At 52.8% G+C, this 24,802-nt stretch carries 25 protein-coding genes; 9 read left to right on the top strand and 16 right to left on the bottom strand.

Features of this window, described 5'->3' with window-relative positions; all coding sequences use genetic code 11:
• Nucleotides 1-82: 82 nt before the first annotated feature.
• The 5 genes from MKZ07_RS04590 to rpiA all read right to left on the bottom strand — a co-directional run bounded on the left by MKZ07_RS04590 (nt 83) and on the right by rpiA (nt 5,552).
• Nucleotides 83-3,241, bottom strand: a complete 3,159-nt coding sequence (locus tag MKZ07_RS04590; protein WP_036694429.1) for an MMPL family transporter — start codon at nt 3,239-3,241, stop codon at nt 83-85.
• Nucleotides 3,238-3,690, bottom strand: coding sequence for a MarR family winged helix-turn-helix transcriptional regulator (locus tag MKZ07_RS04585; protein WP_036694430.1), 453 nt, complete (start codon nt 3,688-3,690; stop codon nt 3,238-3,240). Before MKZ07_RS04585 ends, MKZ07_RS04590 begins: the two co-directional genes overlap by 4 nt.
• Nucleotides 3,691-3,916: 226 nt before the next feature.
• Complete coding sequence (locus MKZ07_RS04580) at nt 3,917-4,357, bottom strand: GNAT family N-acetyltransferase (RefSeq protein ID WP_036694431.1); 441 nt, start codon at nt 4,355-4,357, stop codon at nt 3,917-3,919.
• A 42-nt stretch (nt 4,358-4,399) separates the two neighbouring features.
• Nucleotides 4,400-4,903, bottom strand: a complete 504-nt coding sequence (locus MKZ07_RS04575) for a VanZ family protein (RefSeq protein WP_341024740.1) — start codon at nt 4,901-4,903, stop codon at nt 4,400-4,402.
• Entirely contained in the window at nt 4,872-5,552 is a 681-nt protein-coding gene (gene rpiA / locus MKZ07_RS04570) for a ribose-5-phosphate isomerase RpiA (protein ID WP_179090396.1), read from the bottom strand. Before rpiA ends, MKZ07_RS04575 begins: the two co-directional genes overlap by 32 nt.
• A gap of 124 nt (nt 5,553-5,676) precedes the next feature.
• On the opposite strand from rpiA, the gene MKZ07_RS04565 reads away from it, so the two are divergent.
• On the top strand, nt 5,677-5,874 hold the full coding sequence (locus tag MKZ07_RS04565; protein WP_036694433.1) for a hypothetical protein: 198 nt from the start codon (nt 5,677-5,679) through the stop codon (nt 5,872-5,874).
• Between the two features lie 34 nt (nt 5,875-5,908).
• Here MKZ07_RS04565 and MKZ07_RS04560 read toward each other — a convergent pair whose 3' ends face one another.
• A complete protein-coding gene (locus MKZ07_RS04560) occupies nt 5,909-6,112 on the bottom strand; it encodes a hypothetical protein (RefSeq protein WP_076154786.1) in 204 nt (67 codons plus the stop codon).
• 120 nt (nt 6,113-6,232) lie between these two features.
• Nucleotides 6,233-6,700, bottom strand: coding sequence for a hypothetical protein (locus MKZ07_RS04555; RefSeq protein WP_156949609.1), 468 nt, complete (start codon nt 6,698-6,700; stop codon nt 6,233-6,235).
• A gap of 230 nt (nt 6,701-6,930) precedes the next feature.
• Here MKZ07_RS04555 and fsa point away from each other — a divergent pair, with 230 nt between their 5' ends.
• The 3 genes from fsa (at nt 6,931) to MKZ07_RS04540 (ending at nt 9,652) form a co-directional block, all read left to right on the top strand.
• Nucleotides 6,931-7,578, top strand: coding sequence for a fructose-6-phosphate aldolase (fsa, locus tag MKZ07_RS04550; protein WP_036694437.1), 648 nt, complete (start codon nt 6,931-6,933; stop codon nt 7,576-7,578).
• Nucleotides 7,579-7,999: 421 nt separating this feature from the next.
• Nucleotides 8,000-8,443, top strand: coding sequence for a MarR family winged helix-turn-helix transcriptional regulator (locus tag MKZ07_RS04545; protein WP_209873179.1), 444 nt, complete (start codon nt 8,000-8,002; stop codon nt 8,441-8,443).
• A 12-nt stretch (nt 8,444-8,455) separates the two neighbouring features.
• Complete coding sequence (locus tag MKZ07_RS04540) at nt 8,456-9,652, top strand: MFS transporter (protein ID WP_036694440.1); 1,197 nt, start codon at nt 8,456-8,458, stop codon at nt 9,650-9,652.
• Nucleotides 9,653-9,722: 70 nt separating this feature from the next.
• Here MKZ07_RS04540 and helD read toward each other — a convergent pair whose 3' ends face one another.
• Both helD and MKZ07_RS04530 read right to left on the bottom strand, forming a co-directional pair.
• The gene (helD, locus tag MKZ07_RS04535) at nt 9,723-12,080 is read right to left on the bottom strand and encodes an RNA polymerase recycling motor HelD (RefSeq protein ID WP_341024732.1); all 2,358 of its coding nucleotides are present in this window, start codon (nt 12,078-12,080) and stop codon (nt 9,723-9,725) included.
• An 87-nt stretch (nt 12,081-12,167) separates the two neighbouring features.
• Nucleotides 12,168-13,223, bottom strand: a complete 1,056-nt coding sequence (locus MKZ07_RS04530; protein WP_036694442.1) for an FUSC family protein — start codon at nt 13,221-13,223, stop codon at nt 12,168-12,170.
• A gap of 193 nt (nt 13,224-13,416) precedes the next feature.
• Between MKZ07_RS04530 and MKZ07_RS04525 the strand changes: the two genes are divergently transcribed.
• Nucleotides 13,417-13,917 carry a hypothetical protein gene (locus MKZ07_RS04525; protein WP_036694443.1) on the top strand — a complete coding sequence of 167 codons (501 nt, stop codon included), beginning with the start codon at nt 13,417-13,419 and terminating at the stop codon, nt 13,915-13,917.
• A gap of 99 nt (nt 13,918-14,016) precedes the next feature.
• Here the strand turns inward: MKZ07_RS04525 and MKZ07_RS04520 are convergent, their stop codons facing one another.
• Nucleotides 14,017-14,685, bottom strand: a complete 669-nt coding sequence (locus MKZ07_RS04520) for a phosphatase PAP2 family protein (RefSeq protein WP_341024728.1) — start codon at nt 14,683-14,685, stop codon at nt 14,017-14,019.
• Nucleotides 14,686-14,797: 112 nt separating this feature from the next.
• Here MKZ07_RS04520 and hfq point away from each other — a divergent pair, with 112 nt between their 5' ends.
• Nucleotides 14,798-15,019: an RNA chaperone Hfq gene (gene hfq / locus MKZ07_RS04515; RefSeq protein WP_051478328.1), complete on the top strand. Its 222-nt coding sequence runs from the start codon at nt 14,798-14,800 to the stop codon at nt 15,017-15,019.
• A gap of 128 nt (nt 15,020-15,147) precedes the next feature.
• On the opposite strand, the gene MKZ07_RS04510 is transcribed toward hfq, so the two are convergent.
• Nucleotides 15,148-16,254, bottom strand: a complete 1,107-nt coding sequence (locus MKZ07_RS04510) for a lactonase family protein (protein ID WP_076154776.1) — start codon at nt 16,252-16,254, stop codon at nt 15,148-15,150.
• Nucleotides 16,255-16,436: 182 nt separating this feature from the next.
• On the opposite strand from MKZ07_RS04510, the gene MKZ07_RS04505 reads away from it, so the two are divergent.
• Together MKZ07_RS04505 and MKZ07_RS04500 are read left to right on the top strand one after the other, a co-directional pair.
• On the top strand, nt 16,437-16,772 hold the full coding sequence (locus MKZ07_RS04505; protein ID WP_036694446.1) for a LytTR family transcriptional regulator DNA-binding domain-containing protein: 336 nt from the start codon (nt 16,437-16,439) through the stop codon (nt 16,770-16,772).
• Nucleotides 16,773-17,028: 256 nt separating this feature from the next.
• A complete protein-coding gene (locus MKZ07_RS04500) occupies nt 17,029-18,207 on the top strand; it encodes a peptidylprolyl isomerase (protein ID WP_036694447.1) in 1,179 nt (392 codons plus the stop codon).
• 206 nt (nt 18,208-18,413) lie between these two features.
• On the opposite strand, the gene MKZ07_RS04495 is transcribed toward MKZ07_RS04500, so the two are convergent.
• Complete coding sequence (locus MKZ07_RS04495; RefSeq protein ID WP_341024721.1) at nt 18,414-19,013, bottom strand: nitroreductase family protein; 600 nt, start codon at nt 19,011-19,013, stop codon at nt 18,414-18,416.
• Nucleotides 19,014-19,290: 277 nt separating this feature from the next.
• On the opposite strand from MKZ07_RS04495, the gene MKZ07_RS04490 reads away from it, so the two are divergent.
• The gene (locus MKZ07_RS04490) at nt 19,291-20,706 is read left to right on the top strand and encodes a metallophosphoesterase (protein WP_051493403.1); all 1,416 of its coding nucleotides are present in this window, start codon (nt 19,291-19,293) and stop codon (nt 20,704-20,706) included.
• Between the two features lie 50 nt (nt 20,707-20,756).
• Here the strand turns inward: MKZ07_RS04490 and MKZ07_RS04485 are convergent, their stop codons facing one another.
• From MKZ07_RS04485 to MKZ07_RS04470, 4 genes are all read right to left on the bottom strand, one after another.
• On the bottom strand, nt 20,757-21,686 hold the full coding sequence (locus MKZ07_RS04485) for a phosphotransferase (protein ID WP_036694570.1): 930 nt from the start codon (nt 21,684-21,686) through the stop codon (nt 20,757-20,759).
• 137 nt (nt 21,687-21,823) lie between these two features.
• On the bottom strand, nt 21,824-22,972 hold the full coding sequence (gene dnaN / locus MKZ07_RS04480) for a DNA polymerase III subunit beta (RefSeq protein ID WP_036694452.1): 1,149 nt from the start codon (nt 22,970-22,972) through the stop codon (nt 21,824-21,826).
• 27 nt (nt 22,973-22,999) lie between these two features.
• Nucleotides 23,000-23,176: a ribbon-helix-helix protein, CopG family gene (locus MKZ07_RS04475; protein ID WP_256706306.1), complete on the bottom strand. Its 177-nt coding sequence runs from the start codon at nt 23,174-23,176 to the stop codon at nt 23,000-23,002.
• A 272-nt stretch (nt 23,177-23,448) separates the two neighbouring features.
• Nucleotides 23,449-24,663, bottom strand: a complete 1,215-nt coding sequence (locus MKZ07_RS04470; protein WP_036694454.1) for a chromate transporter — start codon at nt 24,661-24,663, stop codon at nt 23,449-23,451.
• Nucleotides 24,664-24,802 lie beyond the last annotated feature (139 nt).

Raw genomic sequence — 24,802 nt, 5'->3', positions numbered from 1 at the left:
TTCTTTGTAAACAGCCAAAGAGCAGGCCCCAAATAACCGGGAAGCCTGCTCTTTATTGTTTCATCTCTTGTAGTGAAGAACGTTACATATCCAGTGATTTCGAGTGATCGTCCCCGGCCGCCGGACGGAACGGCCACCAGTTAGCCCGCCCGAACATCCGCACCATAACAGGTACGAAGAACGGCAGGAAGACCAGCGCATACAGCGCCAGACCTGACAATACAACCGTCGCAATCTGCATCATCGACAGGACCCCGGACGGGTACATCGAGGCGAAGGTACCGCCCAGAATCACTACAGCCGAGAGAATCACTGTCCCCATATTGCGCATGGCGTGCAGGATGGCTTCACGCACATCCCAGGTTTTGTTCTCATTGAAGCGGTCCATCAGGAAGATGCTGTAGTCTACCCCGAGGGCAATCAGCATAACGAAGCTGAAGAACGGCGTCGTCCAGGTGATTCCCGAATAGTTCAGCAGGTGCACGAAGATCGCTTCCGTGATGCCCAGCGCCGTAAAGTAAGTGATTAACAATGAGGCAATGATGTACAGCGGCATAATCATCGAACGGAACAGCACCACCAGGATGATGAAAATACCGCTTAGCATCAGAATGACCGTACGCGTGTAATCTTCATTGGAGATGGTCTGCAAATCATTGTAGGTGCTGGTCACGCCGCTCATGGCCGTTTCCGCATTCTCCAGCTTGGTGCCGGCTACGGCACGGTCCACCGCTGCCTGAATCTGTCCGACACTGTCAATAGCCTTCGCGCTGTATGGATTTCCGGCGAAGACCACATCCAGGGTCATGACTTTGCGGTCCCCGGACAGATAGGTATCGAATACCTGCTGCATCTCCTTGGCCTTGAGCGCCTCTGCCGGAACCAGGAAACCACTCAGCTCATCATCCTTAGCATTCTGAATCTGCTTGAGGTAATCCTGCGCCGAGCTTAGGCCGCCGGTGATTTGTCCCAGACCGTCCGCACTTTGCGTCAGCCCGTCCGTCAGCTGGCTAAGCTGGCCTGTAAGCTCGCCGAACCCGTCGGCAAGCTGCTTCTGCCCGCCCTGGAGCTGTGTAAGCCCGGTGGTAATCGCCGGAAGCTTGCCGACAATCTGCCCCTGGCCGTCAGCCGCCTGCTTCAGCCCGGATTGCAGCTTGCCGATACCGGCTACCAGCTGATCCAGCCCCTTCGCCAGCGCTGCCTGCCCTGCTGCCGCTTTGGAATACCCGGCGTTGGCCTCCGTCAATCCGGCCGCCGCCCCGCTCAGCTGGGCCGAGATCTGGCCCAGTCCTCCGGCAAGGCCCGCAGCTCCCTTACCGCTCTGCGTGACTGTACCTTTGATCGTCTGATAATTCACATCCTGTAGCAGCTCCGGATAGGCGGCTTCCAGTCCGGTGAATGAAGCTCCCAGACCGTTAAGCGCATCTGCCACGCCTTGAAGCTGTGTCTGCAGACCGGTGAGGCCCCCGTTCAGCGCGGTCAGGCCGCTGCCGATCTTCTTGTAGCCTTCGAGCAGCGCGGCATTGGCCTGTGCCAGCTGCTTTGCACTGCCTGCCGCCTGCGCAAGGCCCGCTTTAATCTCTCCCGCTCCGGCCCCGCCGCTGCGGATTCCTTCTTCGATTCGTGTTAAGCCTGCGCCCAGCGCATCAATGCCTTTTTTCAGCTCAGCCGTTCCTGCTGTAAGCTTCGCACTGCCCGAGGCGGCTTCAGCAAGCTTAGGCTCATTGTCCTTCAGCTGCTTGCTTGCTTCGCTCAGCCCGCTCTGGATCTTGGTTAACCCTTCACTGCTCTGATCCAGACCGTCCGACAGCGTAGCAACCTGAGTAGGAATCAGGAAGTCATTAATCTGTTCCCCGGTAGGCCGGGACATGCTGCGCACAGCCTTAACGCCATCCACCTTTTCCAGCTCGCGGCTGATTTTCTCGGCAAGTCCCATATATTCAGCAGTGTCCATCCGGTCGTCATTCTTGATGACAATCTTGCCCGGCATGGATTCACCCGGACCGAAACTCTCGGATATAATATTGAACCCTTTGACCGAGGCATAGTTAGGCCCAATCTCATCCATGCTATTGAAGCTCAGCTTCCCGCTGTAGGTAAGCAGGAACGGTGCCACAACCGCAGCAACGATCAGCAGCGCAGCCCAGGGTCTCTTCAGCGAGAACGAACCGGCTGCTCCCCAGATCCGGCTCTCACTGTGCTCCAGCTTGCCGCGGGATGGCCAGAACAGCTTAGGACCTAGGACCGCCATGAAGAACGGCACGACCGTTACCAGTGCAAGCAGCATCACTGCTATGCCGACCGCCACCGCCACTGCCGAACGGTAGAGCATGAACTTGGACAAGCCTATGGCCACGAAGCCGACAAAGACCGCCAGCCCTGAATAGAACACCGTTCCACCAGCCTTCCGGTAAGTGGCGATAATGGCGCTTTGTGTATCCTCCGACTGGGCAAGCTCCTCCTTGAACCGGCTGATCAGCAGGATACAGTAATCGGTCCCGATCCCGAACATGACAGCCACCATGAAGATCTGGGTGAAGGTCGACAGCGGGAAGTCGAAGCGGTCCACCAGGAACGCGACAATCGACTGGGACACGATATAACTCAGCCCCACCGTCAGCAGCGGCACGAACGGAGCCACGAACGAACGGAACACCACGAACAGTATCAGCAGAATAAACACGACTGTGATGTATTCCGACTTTTTCAGACCGGCTTCCGAGCTGGCAATCGTATCCTCCGTAATCAGCCCTTCGCTGGTCATATAATGCTCCGCAGTGACGTTACTTAGCAGCTCAGCAGACTTGGCCGGCAGCTCCTTGACCGCCGCTTCTCCGCCTTGCACCGACAATGCGACCATAATCGTCTTGCCATCCTTGGCAATAAGCGTATCCTTCAGCTCCGGTTGAGAGAAAGGATCTGTAATCGTGCCGAGCTTCAGGGAATCCTTGTTCCCGGCCAGCTTCTCCACACCCTGCTTAATACTCTCGGTGTCTGCGGCCGTCAGCCCCTCCGGCTTATGGAACACCAGGGCTACCTGATGCACCGTCTCCCCGTCCTTGGCCGCAGCGACCTCCTTCATAATCTCCGCAGCCCGCGAAGAGGTGTAGCCAGCCGGAACAGCGATCTGACCCTTCTCCCGAACCAGATCTGACATGCCGGGAGCCGTGAGGAATAAGACTACTGCCACAGCCACCCACACTGCGATAACCGCCCATCTTGCCTTCAAAATCGTTCTCAATTGCTTCTACCCCCTGTATCCTGCATCAGAAATGCCAGCTTCTCAAACATGGTAATAAACTGCTCTATGTTGTCTTCCTCGAAGTGGGAAAAGTATGGGGAGATCACCTGCTGCATCTGCTTCTCAGAGCTCGTGTAGACGCTCTGTCCGTACTCCGTCATGGTCAGATACACCTGCCTGCGGTCATTCTCATCCCGGGTCCGCTGAATCATTCCGGCTTCATCCAGCCGGTTGATGATGGCCGTGATTGAGCTTTTACCGACCGCTACGGCCTCAGCCAGATAAGTGGAGGTACACCTCTCCTGCCCGCTGATCAGCCTGAGAATGAGGAATTGATCCGTTGTCAGTCCTTCCTCAAAAATATCCCGGAGCCGCGAGTTGATCTGCCTGGTAACGACCATATAAGCATCTACGTAGCGGTTAATCCATTCTTCTGCGTCTTTCTTCAATGATGCCTCCGCCCTTTCATATTAGTTCACGTGTAGAACTGTTTCACAGTAAAACTATATTGTCCTTTTCATAAAAAGTCAACTGGTTTTCATGAATTTTACATTGTTCTTCAGCAGAGCGATTGGACAAGCTTCATGGACGCAAAAAACCACCCCGCACGTAAAGTGCAGAGTGGCTAATATTGTGAATTTCACTTATTGAATATCCTGATACTGCTTGTTCTGCTTACTCCTCGTCTTCCGTCTCTTCCACCTCATAGACACAGCGGAACATTTCGATTCCGGCAGCGTTCTCGCCCAGGCTGTACACCATGAAGCCCAGACTGCGGTAAAAGTCAGCGGCAATCTCGTCCTCTGTCTCCGCTACCAGATAACGCGGCTGACGGGAGGTGACCAGCTCAAGAATCATGCCGCGCGCATACCCTTTGCCCCGGTTCTCCGGGAGCACTGCAATATGGCGGATGTCGAGCGAGCCGTCTTCCGTCTCTTCATACCCGGCCAGTCCGACCAGCAGCCCGTCCTCCTCCCAGCCGCACAGCTGCATAGCCGCAAGCTTACTATATTCCTCCGAAGTGCGTATCAGCGCATCCGGGTCATCTATAACCGCATAAGCCAGCAGCTCATTCACCTGCGGTGTGCCGACAAGCGGCTTCAAATCAATCAACATATGTCTCATCCTCCTAAAAGTATACTGACCCCAGACCTCCCGCTATTCCCGCACCAGCCGCAGCAGCGCATACCCCGTCCAGACCCCGAGCAGGTTAAGCAGCAGATCGTCAATATCCAGGCTCCCGACATGCAGCAGCATCTGCAGCAGCTCCAATACAATGATACCCAGAGCAGACAGAAGCGTCAGCCGGATAAACGAGCGGTAACCGGTGACCACCAGCGGAAGCAGGATGCCAAATGGCGCGAATACTGCCACATTCCCCAGGAGATTCACCAGCCTGCTGGCATACGATAGTCCATTGGTCATATCAAAATATAAACGCACTGTCCGCAGCGGTTCAAGATTGTAACGGAGCGGCCCGTCCAGCTGAACCGTCCGTCCGAACCCGAGGAACATCCAGTACAGCAGCATTCCGCTATACGCGAGCAGAAGCAGCCAGGCCAGGAAGCGGCGTCCGGGCGGCAACGCCTGTTTGGCTGAAGTCTTCCCTTTCCGGCGGCTTGCATGCGGCTTAGTGATCCTGGCCACCTTCAATAATCTCAATGGTGCCGTCACTCTTGCCGATAATCGCCAGATCGGCGATCCCGATGAAGAGTCCATGCTCGACGACTCCCGGAATTCGCTGAAGGGCAAGCGCCAGCACTGTGGCCGATTCAATGGCTTCAAAACGGCAGTCGGCGATATAATTGCCGTTATCCGTCTTGTACAGGTCCTCTCCGCTGCGCCGCAGCTCCGTCTTGCAGCCCAGCTTAGCCAGAGCGGCAACCGTCCACTCCCAGGCGAATGGCACAATCTCCACCGGCAACGGGAACTTCCCGAGCGTGGTCACGGCCTTGCTCTCATCGGCCACAACGATCATGCGTGCGCTGCCCATGGCGACAATCTTTTCCCGCAAAAGCGCACCGCCCCCGCCCTTAATCAGCTGCAGCGCCCCGTCGAGTTCATCCGCCCCGTCAATCGTCAGGTCGAGGCTGTCCACATCACTGAACGCTACCAACGGGATGCCCAGCTCGCGGGCCTGATCCTCAGACGCCTGTGAGGTAGCTACGGCCGTAATCTGCAGGCCTTCGCTCACCCGCTCCCCCAGCTTGCGGATGGCCCAGTAAGCAGTGGAGCCTGTACCCAGTCCCACCTTCATGCCATCCTGCACATATTCGACTGCCTTCTCCGCTGCCAGCTGCTTCACATTGATACTCATTTTATTCCCTCCATGTTATCCGTTATAATGAACGAAGTGGAATCGGCTGTGCCTGTCCACAAGGAATTCCTATCCTTACCATCAACCTGACACTAATAATCCATCAGGAGGCATCCGCATGAGAACCGAGAACCAAATCCAATCCAAAATCAACGAAATGACGCTCCAGCGCAGATCCCTGGAATCACGGCTGGCCCCCCTGCCTCCCGGCGACCCTCAGCGGGCAGCACTTGACGCCCAGCTGACCAGGCTGGAAGATCTGATTCTAATGCTGGAATGGGTGCTGAACGCACCCGCGGGCAAATATCACGCCTGACTTCCGGGCTTCTGCCCGGACAGGCTTATGCCGTTCAGCTATAATTCCCGAGCATGGCCTCGTATAACCCGGCATTCTCATGCTCGAAGCAGACGAAATCGATCTGCCGCAGCGGGAGCTCTGCCGGGCTCTTCGCGCGGACATAATGAACTACAGCTTCCAGCGCCGTCTTGCAGGCCAGCTCCTTCGGGAAATTGTAAATGCCCGTGCTGATATTCGGACAAGCCAGGCTCTTCACCCCATGAGCGCAAGACAGATCAAGACTGCTCTTATAGCATCTCGCTAAACAGCCGCTTCACCGGCAGTACCGCCCTGCCAGGAGGTGATGTCGCCTTCATGAACCGGCAGGACGACATCATTAACGTTGATCTGCATAGCGGGTCTCCTCCTTAGCCGCAGTCTCCAGCGCCTGAATCAATTCCTTCTCGCCCCTGCGGGCAGCCTTCCCTGAAAAAGAAACATGCGTAAGCCTGCCGCCTTTCACTGCAGCCTGGCGGAGAATACCCAGCATATAATTCTGCGCATCCGATAACACGAGCTCACCCGTTCCGGCGGCAACTCTGCACAGGGCACGGGTCGTTCCCGCTTCTGACTCCGGCAGGTCTTCTTCCCCGGGCTCAATCACCGTGAATTGGAACAGCGGCACCGCCTCCGGCAGCTCCTCACCCGCTAAGAATCTCTGATTATATACCGAGTACATCAGATTGCCGGTATGCGCTCTGGAAGCATCCGACTCTTGCTCCGCAAGGATTCTGCTGTTCTGGTAAGCAATAATTCCGGCCGTGACCAGCAGAAACAGCACCACTCCCGCAATTAAAGTATACATTCCTGTCACCAGCCCATCACCTGTAATGAACAATACCGCTTCTATAGTATCATGGACAGAAGTAGCCGTGAATGGTCCTCCCCGTGTAAAAACAATTTTTTGCGCGGATTCCATAAAGTTATTTTGAAAGATTCAAATTAACAGTTGAAACTTTACGCAGCATGTCTCATAATGAAGTGGAGCCTGCTGTTTTGTCAAATCCATACGAAATCAAGGGAGGATACCCGGAAATGAAATTTTTCTTGGATACCGGAAATATTGAGGAAATCAAACGTATTACCCGCCTCGGATTAGTGGATGGCGTAACGACGAACCCGTCGCTGATCGCCAAGGAAGGCAGATTGTTTAAGGATGTAATCAAAGAGATCGTAGCGATTGTCCCTGGTCCTGTAAGCGCTGAGGTTATCGGTCTTACGGCTGAAGAGATGCTTAAGGAAGCTTACGAGATTGCTGAATGGGCTCCGAACGTGGTCATCAAGCTGCCTATGACCGAAGATGGTCTGGAAGCTTGTTATGAACTGACCAAAAAAGGCATCAAAACGAACGTAACTCTCGTATTCTCCGCTGCTCAAGGCCTCATGGCCGCTAAGGCAGGAGCTACTTATATCAGTCCGTTCGTCGGACGTCTGGATGATATCGGTGTAGACGGCATGAAGCTGATCAAGGATCTGAAGACGATTCTGACCAACTACGACCTGAAATCCGAGATCATCGCCGCCAGTATCCGCAACATTGCCCATGTGGAGCAGGCTGCCATTGCCGGTGCTCACATCGCTACCATCCCGGGATCACTCCTGCCATCGCTCTGGAAGCACCCGCTGACCGACAATGGTATCGAACGCTTCCTGAAGGACTGGGAGAAGGTTCCACAGGTTTAAAAACAAATAGTTCAAGCCCCCTTCTGCATCATGCGGAGCGGGGCTTTTTTGTGTTGCAAAGGAGCTTGAACTCCCCGATCAATATAGGTGGATTTCCTCCACTAGTTTAAGAAGGAGCACAGTCTTTTCAGGTAATAGTTGGAAAAACCGCTCTTAATATTTGCAAATCCTCCAGAGTTGAGGAACTCCTTAAAAATAAATGACGTTTTTCCAATTAATCTCCCCAGCCGCTGCAAGACACCGAAATTAGGATGCGTTTTTCCAACTAATGATGCATTAGGTAGGGCGGGTGCTGCAGTAGGTATGACGGACAGCATTCAACGGCTGAATTTGGCAGAGCGTGCCCCATTCATCCTTGACTCATTTACTTGTTATGCTTATACTTGTTACAACAAGTAATTAATAAAGGAGCCATTCATTTATGACCCTGTCCTCTCCCCAGCAATTCCTCGGCTTCCTGCTGGGCTCAACCCACCGGAGAATCTCAGTGAGCTTCGCCCGGGCGTTGAAGCCGTATGACATCACACCTGAGCAATGGTCCACCCTGCTGATGATCTGTGACCGCAGCGGAGTCAACCAGAAGGAGGTGGCCGTTGCCTCCGCCAAAGACCAGCCCACCACCGCCCGGATCGTGGAGCTCCTGCTCAAGAAAGGCTTCATTACCAAAACAGCCAACCCGGAGGACCGCAGGGCGTTCCAGCTCTATGCCACAGGAGAGGGAAGGGCGTTAATTGAGAACACTATAGCTCTGGAGCAGCAGACTATAGATATGGCTGTAGCCGGGCTCGAGCCGCAGCAGCTTGAAGATCTCCGCAGTATGCTGGAGCAGATCTATCACAACACCGGAAATATACATCAGGAATAGGAGTCAACCCACTTGAATCAATCCTCTGAACGTCTATGGACCACATCCTTCATTACACTGACCCTTTGCAATCTTCTGCTGTTCATAGGACTGCAGATGACCTTATCTACCCTTCCTGCTTATGCGGAAAGTGCTTTGCATGCTACCCCCGTGCAGGTTAGCCTTGTTACCAGCCTGTTCGCCTTCAGTGCCATTGCCTCCCGCCTCTTCTCGGCCAAGGCCATGGAGAAGGGCGGGCGCAACCTGCTGATCTTCCTCGGCCTTGCCATTGCCCTCTCTGCGGTGGCGGGCTATTATTTCGCAGGCAGCATCTTCACCCTGCTGCTGTTCCGCATCCTGTTCGGCATAGGCTTCGGCATGGCCAGTACAGCGTTCCCGACCATGGCCTCCGATGTCATCCCCATCCGCCGGATGGGCGAGGGCATGGGCTACTTTGGATTATCCACCAGCCTCGCTATGTCGGCTGGCCCGCTGATCGGACTCAGCCTGCTGCAAGGACCAGGCTTTGGGTCCCTGCTGCTGGGGACGGCTGTCGCGATTGCTCTCATCCTGCCGATGGGCTTCCGCCTGGCGAAGTCACTGCCTGGCGGACATCTGGAGCCGCCCGCAGTTCCGGCTACTGCTGCCGGAAGCAATCCTTACCGCAGGCTGCTGCTTCCCTGCCTGCTTAACTTTCTTTTATCCATCTCTTACGGCGGTCTGCTCGGCTTCCTGGCGCTCTACGGGCAAGAGAAGCACCTCCAGCATATCGCTTACTTCTTCCTGTTCAATGCCGTAGCCATTGTCGTGATCCGGCCGCTCTCCGGCAGAATCTACGACCGCTATGGTGCGCCCGCCCTGCTCATCCCGGGAAGCCTATTCATCGTTGCGGGGCTGCTCCTGCTATCCTTTGCCTCTACAACGGCGGGCTTGTTCCCGGCCGCCCTATGCTACGGCTTCGGCTTCGGCTCCATGCAGCCTGCGCTTCAGACCTGGATGATCCAGTCTGTCGAGCCACGCCAGCGCGGGTTAGCCAACGGAATGTTCCTGAACTCCCTGGATCTCGGTGTCGCCATCGGCTCCATGCTGCTTGGCGCTGTCGCCATGTTCACCAGCTACGCCGTAATGTACCGGTATTCGATATTGGCACCTCTCCTGCTGCTCGCTGTCTATCTTCTGGTACTCGTGACTCAGCGATCCCGGAAGCACAAAGCTGCCCTACAGGGTTAGCTGGAAGCCACACTTCCGTGGAATACACAAAACCGCCTCGCGTCACACGCGCAGGCGGTTTTATATTTACTCACTTCTCCAGCTCACCAGCCGAAACCGTTTCACGCACTGCAGCAGGCATGAACGGGCTTGGCTGTCCCAGGCTGTAGATGTGAAGCAGATGCATCGCCCGGGTACAAGCGGTATAGAACAGCTTACGTTCATGTTCACGCCCGTATTTCTCAGCGGAACCGTCATAGATGATTACAGCATCGAACTCGACGCCCTTGGCGAGGTAAGCCGGAAGCACCAGCGTCCCTTTTTGAAAATTAGGCGTTTCCTTCGTAACCAGCCGCACCGGCAGCCGCTTCTCCAGTTCACGATGCACCTGTGCGCTCTCTTCTGCTGTCTTGCAGATTACCGCCACATAATGATAGCCCTGGGCATGAAGCTTCAGCACATCCTGCTCCACAGAGGAGAGCAGATCATCTTCACTGTCCACCAGCGTCAGGAGCGGCTCCTCCCCCCGGCGGTGAAAGGGTACGATCTTCTCGCCACCGGGAATCATCGCCCGCGTGAATTCAACAATCTCATAAGTAGACCGGTAACTGCGGGTCAAGGAGATCACCTCGGTGTTCTCTTCGCCGTAGATGCTCACCAGCCCCGCCAGATCTCCCAGCACCTCGCCTTGGGCATAGATCGCCTGGTTCAGGTCGCCCAGCACGGTCATTTTAGCCCGCGGAAACAGGCGGCGCATGAATTCCAGCTGGAACGGCGAGTAATCCTGCACCTCATCGACAATGACATGACGGATCAGCGTGTTCGTCCGGAAGCCCTGGCTTAGCTCCTTCAAATACAGGAACGGCGTAGCATCCTCATAGGCCAGCTCATTGCCCCTGATCGCAGTAAGCGTCTGCGCGCAGATCTCATCCCACGCTTCAGGCAGCGGCTGGCGGGTATCCAGGCGCTCTATCAGCTCACGACCCTCGAATAAGCGGCTGTACAGCGCCTTCACATCCACGAAGCGTCCGCGCTTGGTCCAGCCGCGCAGCGGCTTGAGGCGCTGGCTGACTACGTAGCGGGCAAGCAGGATCCGCTCCGCATCATAATCATCGAAGCTGTCATTATGCCCTCCGCCCTTGCGGCGCATCTGGTTGTAGGCCCGCTGATAATCGCTGTTATCCATCAGCTCAATCTGTTCGTCTACCCACGCCGCACTCCGCTCTTCTGCGCCGAAGGCCGCAATTTTTTTGAGCAGCCAACTTGTCATCAGCTCAATCCGGTTCGCCAGCTTGATGCCCGGGTCGTAGCTGTAGAACTGGCGCTCCATCTCTTCCTTAGAAGCAACCGCCTTCCCCTGGAACATCAATGGCTTGAATAGCATGCCTTCATGCTCCAGCAGATTCACATATTGCCGGATGGCGCTAAGGAAGGCTACTGATGATTTATAAGCAATGCCTTCACGGCGTATGAACGCCTCCTCCCCGTCCGGGGCATTCAGCAGACTCTCCGTCTGGCTGAACACATCCTCCAGCTGAAATTCCTGGCCCAGCCGATGCTCCAGGTACATCTGGAAGGTGGTCTGCTGCATATTCTCTTCCCCCAGCTCAGGCAGCACAGTGGATACATAGCTGTTGAACAAGGGGTTCGGCGAGAAGAGCAGCATCTGATCCGCCTGAAGCACCTCACGGTACTTGTAGAGCAGATATGCCACCCGCTGGAGCGCCGCAGAAGTCTTGCCGCTGCCGGCAGCTCCCTGCACAACCAGCATCCGGCTTCGGTCATTGCGGATGACCGCGTTCTGCTCCTTCTGGATGGTGGCCACGATCGATTTCATCCGGTCATCGGCGCTGTGGCTCAGCACCTGCTGAAGCAATTCATCGCCGATGGTGACGCCCGTGTCGAACATAACTTCAATCTCACCGTTATCAATCACGAATTGGCGCTTCAGTTCCATGGTGCCTGTAATCTGCCCGCCCGGCGTCTCATAGGACGCAGGCCCCGGTGCCCCGTCATAATACAGGCTGGAGATAGGCGCGCGCCAATCGTAGATCAGGAAGGTCCCGTTATCCTCCATCAGCGAACCGATGCCCAGATAGATGGTATCAGCCGCAGCATCCCCCGCCTCCGAGAAATCAATCCGGCCAAAATAGGGCGATACCACCAGCTTTTTATATTTTTTGAGCGCCTTGCTGGATTGCAGATGATGGCGTTCGCGTTCGTTCAGAATCTGTGCCTGCTGCCGCAGACTGGTCGAAGTCTCCCCCAGGTCGTCGGGGCTGCTGAAGTTCACTGTGACCTCTTCCCAGAAGTCTTTGCGCATATCCACGACATCCGTGCGGTGGAGTCCCAGCTCCTCTGACAGCAGCCGGATATGGGTAGACAGCAGCTTGGTGATGCCGTTTACCCGCTCCTGCTCCTTTTGCCACTCGTGATCATGTTTATCCAATTCATTTCATCCCCTTTGGAAGGTTGACTAACAATTTTACCAACTCTGTAGTTGTTTTACAAGTTTTTGCCATATTCAGCCTACGCTCTATATTTTCTCACTCAGCACTGCACTTTCCTTGTCTTCTGCGTTCATGCGGTGGATCTGGTCAGCCACCTTATCCAGACGCTCCAGCTGATAGCCGTAGTCATAAATGGCCGCAGCCACCACCGACAGCCGGAGTTGCCCGGACTTCTGCGGATCATACCCGTTAATGGCTGATTTCAGGAAGCGGTCATTGTCCTCTGCCAGCGGCTCGGAATCATTGGCTCCCGGCTTCAGTTTTTCCTCGAATTTCAGCAGAATGTATTCATGATACTTGATCAGCTGCTCCAGATGGCGGTCGAACAGCTCATCCGTTTGCTCCGTCCGGTCGGCCTGGAAATAGTGCCGGTCAATCGCCTCAAGCACCTGATAGCCCTTTTGCAGGGAACCCAGCAGGTTTTTATAGACTACCATCTGTCTCGTCTGACTGTATTTAGCCCTGCGGAGCTGCTTCTGCTCCTCCTCGAACAACGCGTATTTGTCAGCCAGCGCTTTAATCGCGCCCTCCAGGCCGTTCTTCTCATCCCGGAAGACACTTTCCTTCATCTCATGCGACACCGCCGTCCGCAGCAGCAGCGATAAGCTGGTGAACACATTCTCGATCTGCTGGATGTACTGCTTGCGCGGCTGGGGCGGAAATACAGTGATATTGATAATAAAAGCCGACAGGATCCCGGTCAGGGTCAGCAGGAACCGGGTTAATGCGAACTGCCACTGGCCGGAAGCCTCCATGACAGAGATGACTGTGACCAGCGTCAGGCCGATCGTATCGGCCCGGTTCATTTTCATGCTGATCATAATCACCAGGATGCATACCAGTCCAACCGCAATCGGTTCATTGGAGAGCAGCATTCCGCCAAGCAGCGCTATCACGGCCCCCATCGTACTGGTCTGGATCTGATCGAGGAAATACCGCCATGATCTGTATATGGACGGCTGCATGGCAAAGATTGCCGCAATAGCCGCACCGACAGGAGAGGCGAAGTTGAATAGAACGGACAGATAAAGGGCAAGCGTTACGGCCATTCCTGTTTTGAGTATGCGGGCACCGAAAGCCAAATCCATCCCTCCCAAGAGCTTGAAGCTTATCATAATTACTGCGTATGTTCATCCTTTATGTATATCCTGTTATTACCCATGAACTGCGCTGGCGAATTTTAGTATGTCTTAAGCCGGGCTTCAGGATTCTTTCAGCTTTCAGGGAATACTGTTATACCGGGTAGTCACTATAACCATCAGAAGAGGTGTATTCATGAAAAAAACGACCCGAACCCTAACCGCATGGGCAGCAGCCATGATGCTTGCCCTGTCTCCAGCAGCCGCCTTCGGCGAGCAGCTTCCCAAAGGCACAGCCACCCCTCCTCCGGCCTCACCGCATACCGGCAGAGAGCATACCCCTCCCCGCAGCGGGGACCGGAACTTCAGGGCCGGAGGCCATTTCATTATCAGCGAAACGGCTGAGCTCCTGGGAATGGGCCGTGAGGAGCTGATCGCCAGCCTGAAATCAGGTAAGACCCTGTCGGGTCTGGCCCAGGAGAAGAAGGGCTGGAACGAAGACCAGTATGTCCAGAAGCTGAGCGATGCCGCCAGCCTAAAGCTGGATGGATTCGTCAAGGAAGGGAAGCTGACGCAGGAAGACGCGGCGAAGCTGAAACCGGGCTTACCGACGCTGATCAAGCGCAGCCTCAGCCGCGTAGCCCAGCTTCACCAGGGCAAGCCGTCACCGCCGCCTGCTGCAACGAAGGCCCCCTGAACTGTACGGCACCGTCCCGGGAGAGACAAGCTAGCCAGACCGTCCTCCTTACGGATGGATACCGTATGCAAAAGAACAGGCACCGAATGCCCGGAGTTACTACTTCCGGGCATTCTTTGTGTTACGCGGGTTCGCCATGTAGTTCCTGTAAGCCTCGAAGCAGGCCGCCGACAGCATTAGCCAGGCTCCGCTCGCGGCATAGCCGCCGATCACATCACTCGGATAATGCACCCCCAGATAAATCCGGCTCCAGCCGATTCCCCCGGTCATCAGCACAGTGAACAGAATCAGCAGAAACCGCTCGCTCCGGTTGCGCATATGCCTCCAGAGCAGGTAGGCAATGACTCCGTATAACGAGAAAGCCGCCATTGAATGTCCGCTGGGGAAGCTGTAGCCTGCCTGCTCAATCAGCCTGTGAATGGTGGGACGCTCCCGGTGGAACCACAGCTTGAGGAGCGTGTTCAGCAATTGGGAGCCGAGGCCCACCCACAGGAACAGGGCAAGTTCCAGCCGGTGCTTCAGCACGAAGAACAAAATGAGCATGGTCAGCACGGAGGTACCTATTGCCAGCTTCGAGGAGCCGACCAGGGATAAGCCTTTGGCCAGCGCCGTCAGCGGCGGAGATTCCATCGATTGTACGAACCGGATCACCGCATCGTCGAAACCCCGGGCTCCGCCCAGCTTAACCAGCAATGCGATCAGGATAAAAGCCAGCAAAAACCATATAAACCGCCGGAACCCGCGCGACCAGTAATGATAATATAGCATAACTACCCCCTTGTCTATTTGTCAGGCTCAATGAACACATTTCCTGGGAAGGTCTGTCCCGTGTTATAATGGCCTGGAGAAATTATTTTAATTAAAGATGGAGTGCTGCCAAGTGGAAAGTCTAAAATTGCAGGAACGTTTGTTGAACCAGTGCATCTCAACAAAGATGCCTGTGACGATCTTTACAACTAACGGAGTCAAAATGCAGGGACTGGTAACCTCTTATGACGCTTATACGATTACCTTGCAGGGTCAGGGTGACGGGAGACAGAACGTACTCTTCAAATCGGCAGTCTCCACCGTGGTGCCGCTGAAGCCCGTCTCACTCAAGTAAGCTGTCAGCACGGCGCACATTTTAACCTAAGCTATTACAAATGAACTGTCCAGGAACTCAAAAGGAACACCGGAGCAGCATCCCGGTGTTCCTTTTGCCGTTGTCTCCCTAGGGTCAGTCAGCTCGTCCTAAGCGGGGAATACCGCCGGCATTACGCACACCGGCTTCGACAGTTCAGCTGTGTTGCCGGTGAAGCTCAGGCGGCCGCTGCCTTCGTCCAGGGAGAAGACAACCAGATTATTGCCGTCCCGGTTGGCAACAATCAGATAGGCACCGTCCGGTGTAACTGTGAAGTGACGGGGATGTCCGCCTCTGGTGGATACATGCTCTACCAGGGTCAGCCCGGCTGTCTGCGGATTTACAGCATACTGTACGATGCTGTCATGTCCGCGGTTCGAGCCGTACAGATATTGGCCATCCTTGGAGAAGGTGATCTCTGCACAGCTGTTCTGGCCGGCTTCATAGCCTTCAGGCAGTGTGGATACAGTAGCAGCCGTCTTCAGGGTTCCTGCCTCTGCATCATACAGGAATGATGTCACCGTGCTGTCCAGCTCATTAATCACATAAGCGGACTTCCCGTCTGGATGGAACACGAAATGCCGCGGTCCAGCTCCGGCATGCAGCGGAGTATCTCCAATCGCATCAAAGGTTCCCGCCTCTGTATTTATCCGGTAGCTGCGGATCAGGTCCAGTCCCAGATCCGAGACGAACAGGTAGCGTCCATCAGGGCTGAAAATTGCCGAATGCGGGTGCGGACGGTCCTGGCCCGGTGTTGCCCCATGTCCGGTATGCTGGGCGGTATCCGTCAATGCTACTGGCAGTCCGCCCTTGTCCAGCGTGAGCAGTCCAACCGATCCCCCGTGATAGCTGCACACTATAAGATGTTCATTATTGGCGTCCCGGTTAATATTACAGGTCGTGCTCTGGCCTTTGCCTTCAGAAGGCATAGTCTGAATCCGCTGCAATTCGGTCAGCTTGCCTGTCTCAGGATCGATTGCGAAGGTTATAATTTCCCCTTCCTTGCCGCCCGTACCGTTCGGCTTCTCCCCAATGGCATACAGCTTCCGCCCGGAAGGGTCCACATTGACGAACGTAGGATTCGTCAGGCCTTCTGCGGTATCCAGCCGCTCCAGCGTACCCCCGGCTTCACCGTCAAAGGCAAACACCTGGATACCGCTCTCTTCTGCGGTGGCATATGAACCGGTAAATAACAGCAGCTTAGTCTTCTCGTTCATCTAGAATTCCTCCTCAAGTTAAACAGCCATCTATATAATTTACATTTTTTCGTGAGGGTTGACAAATGCAACGGAAAAAATGACAAAAAACATTTCAAAAATAAGACTTCTCAAGAACAAAAGAGTATGATATAATGAAAGCGCTAACATTATTGTTAATCAAGAATAAAGGGGGAACACGAATGAGCAGCCTGCTGGAAGCCAGAAATGTATATGAGGACTTCGAGGTGGAGACAGACATTCTGTTCTTTAAGGTCGGGGACCATGACCTGGTCATTTTTCACGGCAGAAACTACAATATTAAAAAGAGAATGACTGCCGAGCAATTGAACCGCTTATTGTCGAGCAACAGCTATTACCATGTGTACGGGAGCTGCTACGTGAACCTGAACAAGATCAGTTCCATCGAGGATGACTGCATCTACTTCGGTGAGATGGGCCTCTATGCGAAGTCTGTACGGGTTCCAAGACGTAAGCAGGAGAACATCCGCCATCTGCTTAAGGGACTGAGTTCCTAAGCCGGAGGCGTTATCCGCACACATCTTGCAGCTTGGGTACTCTTCTATTCGAATCATTACAGTCTCTCTCATCAGGCCGGAGCGCATACGGGGACACCCGTGCTGCTCCGGTTTTTCCTGTGTTTCACCTGTTTCTTAATGGAATCTTAAAAAGTAATTGTGCTTTTTTATACTTTCTTAAGGTTTGGAATTCTGTTTTCTGGTAAAGTTGTAGAAAGACAGGCACCACCTATATTGAAGGGAGTCATTAATTATAATGGACAAAAAAGATTTCAATGAAAATGAAAAGCTAGAAAACGGCATTACGCCGGAAGAGAACGACGCTTCTGTGATTACTCCGGAAGAAGGCATCGAGCCTGCTGGAACAGCCCCAGTGCCGCAGGAACCTGTACGAACAGCTCCAAGAGTTGAAGAAAGCGTTCCCGTAATGAACAAAGTCGGCGGCGGAGGCACTCCTCCTTCCTCACCTGCTCCATCCGGCGGCGGCAAAGGCTGGATGATTGCGTCGCTTGTACTCGCCGCAGCGCTGATCGTAGTGCTGATTGTACAGCCTTTCAAGAAAGATGACAGCAAAATTGCAGTTGCTTCCGTGAACGGAACAGACATCACCAAAGCGCAGCTGTATGATAAATTGGTTGAAGCCGGCGGGGAATCCACCCTGCAAAACCTCATTACTACCACTCTGGTAGGCCAGGAAGCCAAAAAGGCTAACATTAAGGTAACCGATGCTGACATTAATCAGGAAATCGAAGATCTCAAAACCCAGTTCGGCGGCGAGGAAGCGCTCAATAACGCCTTGCAGCAGAGCTCGATGACGATTGAGGATCTGAAGAAGCAAATGCCTCTCCAGGTTGAGATCCGCAAGCTGATCGAACCTAAGATCACAATTACCGACACTGATATTTCTAAATATTTTGACGAGAATAAGGCTAAATACAATCAAGAAGAGGAAGTTCGCGCTTCCCACATTCTCGTGAAGACCAAAGAAGAAGCCGAAGCCATTGTTAAGCAGCTCAAAGACGGCGGAGACTTTGCCGCACTGGCTAAGGAAAAATCCGCTGATACCGGCTCCAAGGACAAGGGCGGCGATCTTGACTTCTTCAAACGCGGAGACATGGTTGCAGAATTCTCCGATGCTGCCTTCAAGTTGAAGGTTGGCGAAACCAGCGGTGCAGTGAAGTCCGAATACGGTTACCACATTATCAAGGTTACCGACCGCAAGGAAGCCAAGGAATATACGCTAGCTGAGAAGAAAGACGAGATCAAAAAGACCCTAACGGCACAAAAAGTGTCTGAGATGTCGGCTACCTGGTTGGCGGATCTGAACAAGAGTGCCAAAATCACGAATACTTTGACCGATAAACCGGATGCATCCGTTCCTCCGGCAGCCAGTGAAGCACCGGCTGCTGCAACGGAAGCTCCTGCTACGAAATAAAGATTGCGATAATGGTACAAGCTATAACAATATAGAAGGATACAATAAAGAGGACAAGCGGGAACGCCAGTCCTCTTTATTTGTGTTCAGATGTCTGCCTCAATTATTGTTCATGCAGATTGAGCATGACAAAAACCTCCTTGATCTGGCTATATTCATACTTAGCCGGATCAGGGAGGTTCTAAACTGCTTATCGCAGGGTTTTCTTACTTAATGACCTTCACACGTTCTTCAATCGGCTGGAATTCCTTCTCGCCTGGAGGAGTCAGGATGTTACCGAATGGCATCTGGGCAATCAGCTTCCAGTCTGCAGCAATACCGAAGGTCTCCTTCACTTCATCGTCGATCAGCGGGTTATAGTGCTGTAGGGATGCACCCAGACCTGCTTCTGCGAAGGCGGTCCATACTACAAATTGCAGAATTCCGGAGGACTGGTTGGACCAGATCGGGAAGTTCTCAGCATACAGTGCAAAGTTCTCCTTCAGGTGCTTCACCACTGCCTGATCTTCATAGAAGAGCACAGTGCCGTAGCCGGCTTTGAAGGAGGACAGCTTCTGAGCTGTGCCTTCGAATTGTTCAGTAGGAACGATCTTACGCAGGGTTTCTGCTGTAATATCCCACAGCTTATCATGTTGTTCGCCCAGCAATACTACAGCTCTGGAGCTTTGCGAGTTGAAGGAAGTTGGGCTATGTAGAACAGCCTCTTCTACAATCTTCTGAATTTGTTCATCAGAGATTGGGGATTCTTTACTGATGGCGTATATGGAACGTCTGCCTTTTACCGCTTCAAAAAAAGTCTTAGACATAAAATAACTACCTCCATTTAATTAAGTAACTTACTTTTTTTAATCATAACACTTTTCCTGTCTGAATACAACACATCATTCACAACTTTTTCCTGTACTAGCTCTTTGTTTGTATATCCGCTCTTAGTGTCGCTGAATTGCTCTCATTTATGCACCTTCCACTATTTTCTATAAGCTATTCTGGAGGTTTAGAAACAACGGCTAACATATCGTATATACAACCCGGTCATAAATAAGCTACAATAATTCAGCTAAAATACAGAAAGAAGGTTAAGCTATGCGCGTCCCGCTTCATAACCGCACAACTCATATGGTGAAGCTCATCTTAATAATGCTCCTCTCTTCCCTTCTCTTCCTCAGCGGGTGTGAAGACTCCGCTTCTTCTGCCTTGAACGCTGTTCCAGCGGCCGCCGGGTCCGTGACCCCTGCTACAGAACCCGGAGAACCTGTATCCTTCTGGGTCGCCACCGATACGCATTATCTGGACAAAGCCCTGGAGGACGGCGGTCAGGCCTTCCAGACCTATGTCACAGGCGGCGATGGCAAAATGCTTCCTTACAGCGATGAGCTGACCGAAGCTCTGGTCCGGGACGTGGAACAGAACAAGCCCGCCTTCCTCATTCTGAGCGGTGACCTCACCAATAACGGGGAAGCAGGCAGTCATAAGGAGCTGGCTGCGAAGCTGCACCGGATGGAGGCTGCCGGAACCCGCGTCTACGTGACTCCGGGCAATCATGATATCAACAACCCCTGGGCCAGATCGTTCGACGGTGACAAGCAGGTCGTTGCCAAGCATATTAATGTAGAGGATTTCCTGCGCATCTATGACGATTTCGGATATAACGAGGCGGTCTCGCGGGATGCAGACAGCTTAAGCTATGCGGTGAAGGCCGCACCCGGCCTTTGGCTGCTGATGCTTGACAGTGCGCAGTATACGCATAATGAAGAATATAATTTTCCACAGACCGACGGGCGCCTTCTGCCCTCCACCCTTGCCTGGATTGACGACAATGTGAAGCTGGCCGCTCAGGAGCATGCGTCTGTGATTACCGTGATGCATCATAATCTGCTGAGCCATACCTCCATGGCCGTATCCGGGTTCAAACTTAATAACGGCCAGGAAACGATGAAGGATTTTCGCCGGAACGGTCTAAATCTGGTATTATCCGGGCATATTCATATGCAGGATATCCGCCGCGATCCTCCAGAAGCCTCGATCGATCCGGCCTTGCCTGTCTATGATATTGCAACAAGCGCCATGGCGGTGAATCCGCACCAGTTTGGCAGAATGACCTTCGATCCCGCTTCACGGGCCGTGACCTACCGCACCGCTCAAGTAGATGTTGAAGGCTGGGCCAAAGCCAACCACAAGACCGATCCGCACCTGCTGAACTTCAAAGCGTATGCGGAGCAGATTTTCGCAGAGAATTCGTATGACAAAGCGATGAGCCGGCTGAAGGAGAGCAGCTTCACAGAAGCGCAGAAACAGTCGATGGCTGAGGTGATGTCGAAGTTGAACGTGAAGTATTTTGCCGGGAACGCTGCTGATTCGCTGGAGGAGATCCGGGCGATGCCGGGATTCAAGCTGTGGGAGAGTATGGAGGGCGGCTTCATGTCCGGATATATCCGCAGTATGGCGGAGCACGCAGAAGAGAGCAATACCTCGCTGGAGATGGTTCTGACTACACAATAGCAAAGGTAAAGCCTCCCTTCCGGTATACGAAAGAGAGGCTTGTTCCAAGCTTATGCTTCTATAAACTGAAGTGCACAATCCGTATGATGATCGGCAATTCCTTGTGCGAGCTGCTGGTCAGGGAAGCCTCTGTGAACTAACTTCAACCCGCCTGAGATTAATGAGAGATGATGATGGAACTTATAGAATAGCTTCCGGTTCTCATCGAGCGGAACATCGTTCAGATAGCGGTAGTACTCCCCAAAACGCATTTCGAGGAAGCTGTGCTCGTGTTCAATATCATAAAATTCGGCTCCTTCAATATCAATCAGGCAAGGCTCCAGCTGATCCGTTACGATCACATGGTTGGGGCCAAGCTCCCCGTGAATGAATCCGTAGCTGTTTCGGGGTACTATCTTAGACTCCAGGTTGTATAGCCTGTCGAGTAGCTTCCCTTGGTTCTTGCGGATTGCTTCCACATGCGCTGCGGCGTAAGTTAGCTGTTCTATCCCATTGTATAATTGATACAGATGACATTGTTTGTTGTTAGGCGCAGTCTGATCCGGTTTACCGTAGGTTCTGCTCTGAATCCTATGCATGGTGCCAATCATCTCTCCCACCTGCTGGAAGACCTTATCCTGAACCTTGCGGTCGGGATGCTTGTAATACCCCCCGGCATCTTGTCCGGCTACATATTCAACCAGCGCATAATCGAAATCGTACCGGTCTCTGTCTCTGTTCAGATCATAGAGTATTGGTGTGCGGATCGCATGCTCCATCAGGAACTTGTTATTGCTCGCAAATAATTCACTCCCGTAGGACTCAGCATGCAGGTTATGATTAACAATTTCTTCCTGAAAATAATTCATGGTAAGGTCCCACACGTACAGAATACAGGAGAACCCATTGCTGCAGTCGAGCTTATAGACCACCTTCTGGGCACCGCCCTCCATCTTGCTGACCTTAACGACGGTATAACCCGTGCCTAAGACCTTCTCCACATACTCCTGCAACGCAGCAGCCTCCAGATGACAATGAAATTTCAAGGAACCACACTCCACTTCTTCTTGTATTGCCGGCTACTCCACTCTATTCCATTCCCGGAAAAAAATATAGACTGTTTCTTTGCGTTCTGTTATTATGTTGAATTAGGTCTTGCTAAGTTTGCGGTTCGCACTGGAGTAATTAGAAAAAAAGTTGAAGAAAGATCATTCAACGGGTGTATGACTATCGGGCTCATTTTACCGGTGAATCTCAAGCGTATGAACTCACTACTCGTACCATGAAGGATGTCTGCAACATACTTTCCATTTAGCGAGATCGTGAAATCCTCCCCCTTCTTCTCGAATATAGCTACCTCGTCCTCAATATCTCCGATTTCTGCGGTTTGGGATAACAAACGTAGTCTGTCGGCAGCGGTTTCTAACCTTATAATACTTTCACTCGCCAATACCGTCGTCCGTTCTACCGCTTTTAACAGAGGAGCTGTTCCAATTGTAATCTCTGATATAAAAGTATGCGGAATCACATGGTGCAAGGACGGGTACTCTCCCTCAATTAAAGCAGATTGAACCATAATATGGTTAGCAGTGAATCTAACATGCCGGTTGGTTACTTCAACTTCTGTTGTTCTGTCCTCGCCGTCCATGATTTTTACCGCTTCAACTAAATTTCTGCCAGGAATAATAATATGCTTATCCATCTCAGCTTTATGTTCAACATCAATAGTCCGGGAAGCCAGACGGATACCGTTAGTAGCCGTTAACTGTAGCCGATGATTTCGATACTGAAAAGATACCCCGGTCAACACAGGCCGATGTTCTGATGAAGAAGCCGCCCCTGCTACCTGTAGGATGGAAGCCTTCAATAGTTGATTATTAACTGCTAATTTAAGTGCAGCATGATTCTCAGCAGGATGTATAGCCGGATAATCTACAGCATCCATTCCGCATAACCGAATTTGTGTATGTTCTGAGGAGATAGTGAGCCGTAAGGATCTGTCGACTTCCAAAGTAATCATCCCAGAATCAGACTTCCGTAATATTTCGCAGAAATACCTTGCCGGTACAACCACTTCTCCAATTCTCTGAACCGTCAAAGAGGTATCTTCCCCGGGAATCCGATACTGGATAGTCATACTGCTATTGCTTGCCGTAACTATTAGTTCATTGGATAGAGCTTGTATATGAACCCCTGCCAGTATGGGAATCCGTTGGTTTGCCGGTACAGCCTTAAGCACTTGCTGAAGAGCTTTGAGAAGAATATCCTTGCTTACGTTGATCCGCACTGACTTCACCCGCTTCCATAAGCTACATTACAAATCGGTAGACTCAATCAGAGATCGGATAAGCTCCGACCGGGACAATTTATGCTCTGCGCAATGCTGTTCTACCTTCTCCCAAAGCTCACTAGTTAAGGTTAGCGAGACTTTTTTCGTTACACCTATGTTCTTGCGGCCTGCTCCCTCCCGCGGACCTCCTCTTGCAGACATGAACCCTAATTGACCTTCTTTATTGGAAAGACCTATTTTTAGATCATTTTGAGTCAAATTGATTTGTCCTCTCTTTTTTTGATTTTGGTTACCTTTTTCAATATTCTTTTTATTATTTTATCATACGATCAATGGGCTTACAATGTTAGGAATGGATGATTCTGGTGGCAAAAAGAAAACCACAACAAAAAACTGACCCTGCAAAGTTGCAACGGCCAGTTCTATATAGAGCAAACTATTTTAGTATCCTTTAGATTTAGGCAGCCTTACGATCACATTCCCCCGACCACCATTCCACCCGCCGCACCAGCCACCACAACCAACCAAGGCGGCAGCTTCCAGAAGACCAGCATTACAAACAGAATGATAGCCAAGGCAAAGTCCAGCGGCGCGAGGATGGCTGTCGTCCACAGGGGATCGTACCAGGCGGCAAGCAGGATGCCGACCACAGCGGCATTGATTCCGGTTAAGGCTCCTTGAATCCGGGGGCTCCTTCTTAAGCTGTTCCAAAAAGGCAGTGCGCCTGCAACCAGCAGAAAGGCTGGCAGGAAAATCGCGAGCGTGGCCATTATGGCCCCGGGAACACCGGCGGTCATTGCTCCAAGATAGGCTGCAAAAGTGAACAACGGACCCGGTACAGCCTGCGTGGCCCCGTATCCCGCCAAGAAATCGGCTTGGCTCACCCAGCCGGCAGGAACGACTTCTTGTTCCAGCAGCGGAAGCACGACATGTCCGCCGCCGAATACCAAAGCACCGGAACGATAAAAGCTGTCAAATATCGCTATTCCTCCCGTCTCAGCCGTCCCTCTTAGGAGTGGGAGTACTATCAGGAGTAAGCCGAACAATGCTAAACAAACGACACCGGACGACCGGCGAATAGGGACCGGAACATTCGTCAAGCTCTCCGCAGGACTGTGGCGATACAGCCATAACCCGGCTATGCCCGCAGCAGCAATCGTTAGAATCTGACTGTAGCCGGTCTGCCATGATAATGTAACAGCTGCCGCTATAGCCGCGATGGTCACTCTTTCCCGGTCCGGGGTCAGCTTCTGCCCCATGCCAAGGATGGCCTGGGCAACAATCGCAACAGCTACGATTTTCAGTCCGTGAATCCAGCCAACACCAGCAATATCATAGCCCTGAAGCAGGAAGGCAAAAGCGACCAGCACCAGGACAGAGGGCAAAGTGAAGCCCAGCCAAGCGGCCAACCCGCCCAGCCAGCCTGCCCGCACCATTCCGATGCCAATCCCCACCTGACTGCTCGCCGGACCGGGAAGGAACTGGCAGAGCGCTACCAGATCCGCATAGCTTCGTTCATCCATCCATTTCCGGCGGCGGATATATTCATTGTGGAAATAACCCAGATGGGCGACCGGTCCGCCGAAGGAGGTAAGACCCAGTTTGGCGGATACAAGCAGAACCTCAAGTAACGCCCCGGCCCTGCCCTTCCGCTGTTTTTCCGGCACCGCCTGCTTCTCTGCTTGCATACCTATTGCTCCCTTGACTCTAGAATGTATACCTCATTCCAGACTATCATCCGAGTTCAAGCATTAGATAAAAGGTACAGCAGTGTTCTGTAAATGTTTTGTAAATGTGCGTATTGCCTCACTGTACGCTAGTTGCAGG

It is taken from the genome of Paenibacillus sp. FSL P4-0338, assembly GCF_038002365.1.
In the GTDB taxonomy this organism is placed as follows: Bacteria; Bacillota; Bacilli; order Paenibacillales; family Paenibacillaceae; genus Paenibacillus_AQ.
This window is presented reverse-complemented; position numbering and strand designations above follow the sequence as displayed.

Excerpts from the sequence above, each read along its gene's own strand:
- MKZ07_RS04580 (WP_036694431.1), bottom strand. The coding sequence starts at position 4,357 with ATGTTGATTGATTTGAAGCCGCTTGTCGGCACACCGCAGGTGAATGAG.
- MKZ07_RS04565 (WP_036694433.1), top strand. The coding sequence starts at position 5,677 with ATGAGAACCGAGAACCAAATCCAATCCAAAATCAACGAAATGACGCTC.
- MKZ07_RS04555 (WP_156949609.1), bottom strand. The coding sequence starts at position 6,700 with ATGTATACTTTAATTGCGGGAGTGGTGCTGTTTCTGCTGGTCACGGCC.
- fsa (WP_036694437.1), top strand. The coding sequence starts at position 6,931 with ATGAAATTTTTCTTGGATACCGGAAATATTGAGGAAATCAAACGTATT.
- MKZ07_RS04545 (WP_209873179.1), top strand. The coding sequence starts at position 8,000 with ATGACCCTGTCCTCTCCCCAGCAATTCCTCGGCTTCCTGCTGGGCTCA.
- MKZ07_RS04525 (WP_036694443.1), top strand. The coding sequence starts at position 13,417 with ATGAAAAAAACGACCCGAACCCTAACCGCATGGGCAGCAGCCATGATG.
- MKZ07_RS04520 (WP_341024728.1), bottom strand. The coding sequence starts at position 14,685 with ATGCTATATTATCATTACTGGTCGCGCGGGTTCCGGCGGTTTATATGG.
- MKZ07_RS04510 (WP_076154776.1), bottom strand. The coding sequence starts at position 16,254 with ATGAACGAGAAGACTAAGCTGCTGTTATTTACCGGTTCATATGCCACC.
- MKZ07_RS04505 (WP_036694446.1), top strand. The coding sequence starts at position 16,437 with ATGAGCAGCCTGCTGGAAGCCAGAAATGTATATGAGGACTTCGAGGTG.
- MKZ07_RS04500 (WP_036694447.1), top strand. The coding sequence starts at position 17,029 with ATGGACAAAAAAGATTTCAATGAAAATGAAAAGCTAGAAAACGGCATT.
- MKZ07_RS04495 (WP_341024721.1), bottom strand. The coding sequence starts at position 19,013 with ATGTCTAAGACTTTTTTTGAAGCGGTAAAAGGCAGACGTTCCATATAC.
- MKZ07_RS04490 (WP_051493403.1), top strand. The coding sequence starts at position 19,291 with ATGCGCGTCCCGCTTCATAACCGCACAACTCATATGGTGAAGCTCATC.
- MKZ07_RS04475 (WP_256706306.1), bottom strand. The coding sequence starts at position 23,176 with ATGTCTGCAAGAGGAGGTCCGCGGGAGGGAGCAGGCCGCAAGAACATA.
- MKZ07_RS04470 (WP_036694454.1), bottom strand. The coding sequence starts at position 24,663 with ATGCAAGCAGAGAAGCAGGCGGTGCCGGAAAAACAGCGGAAGGGCAGG.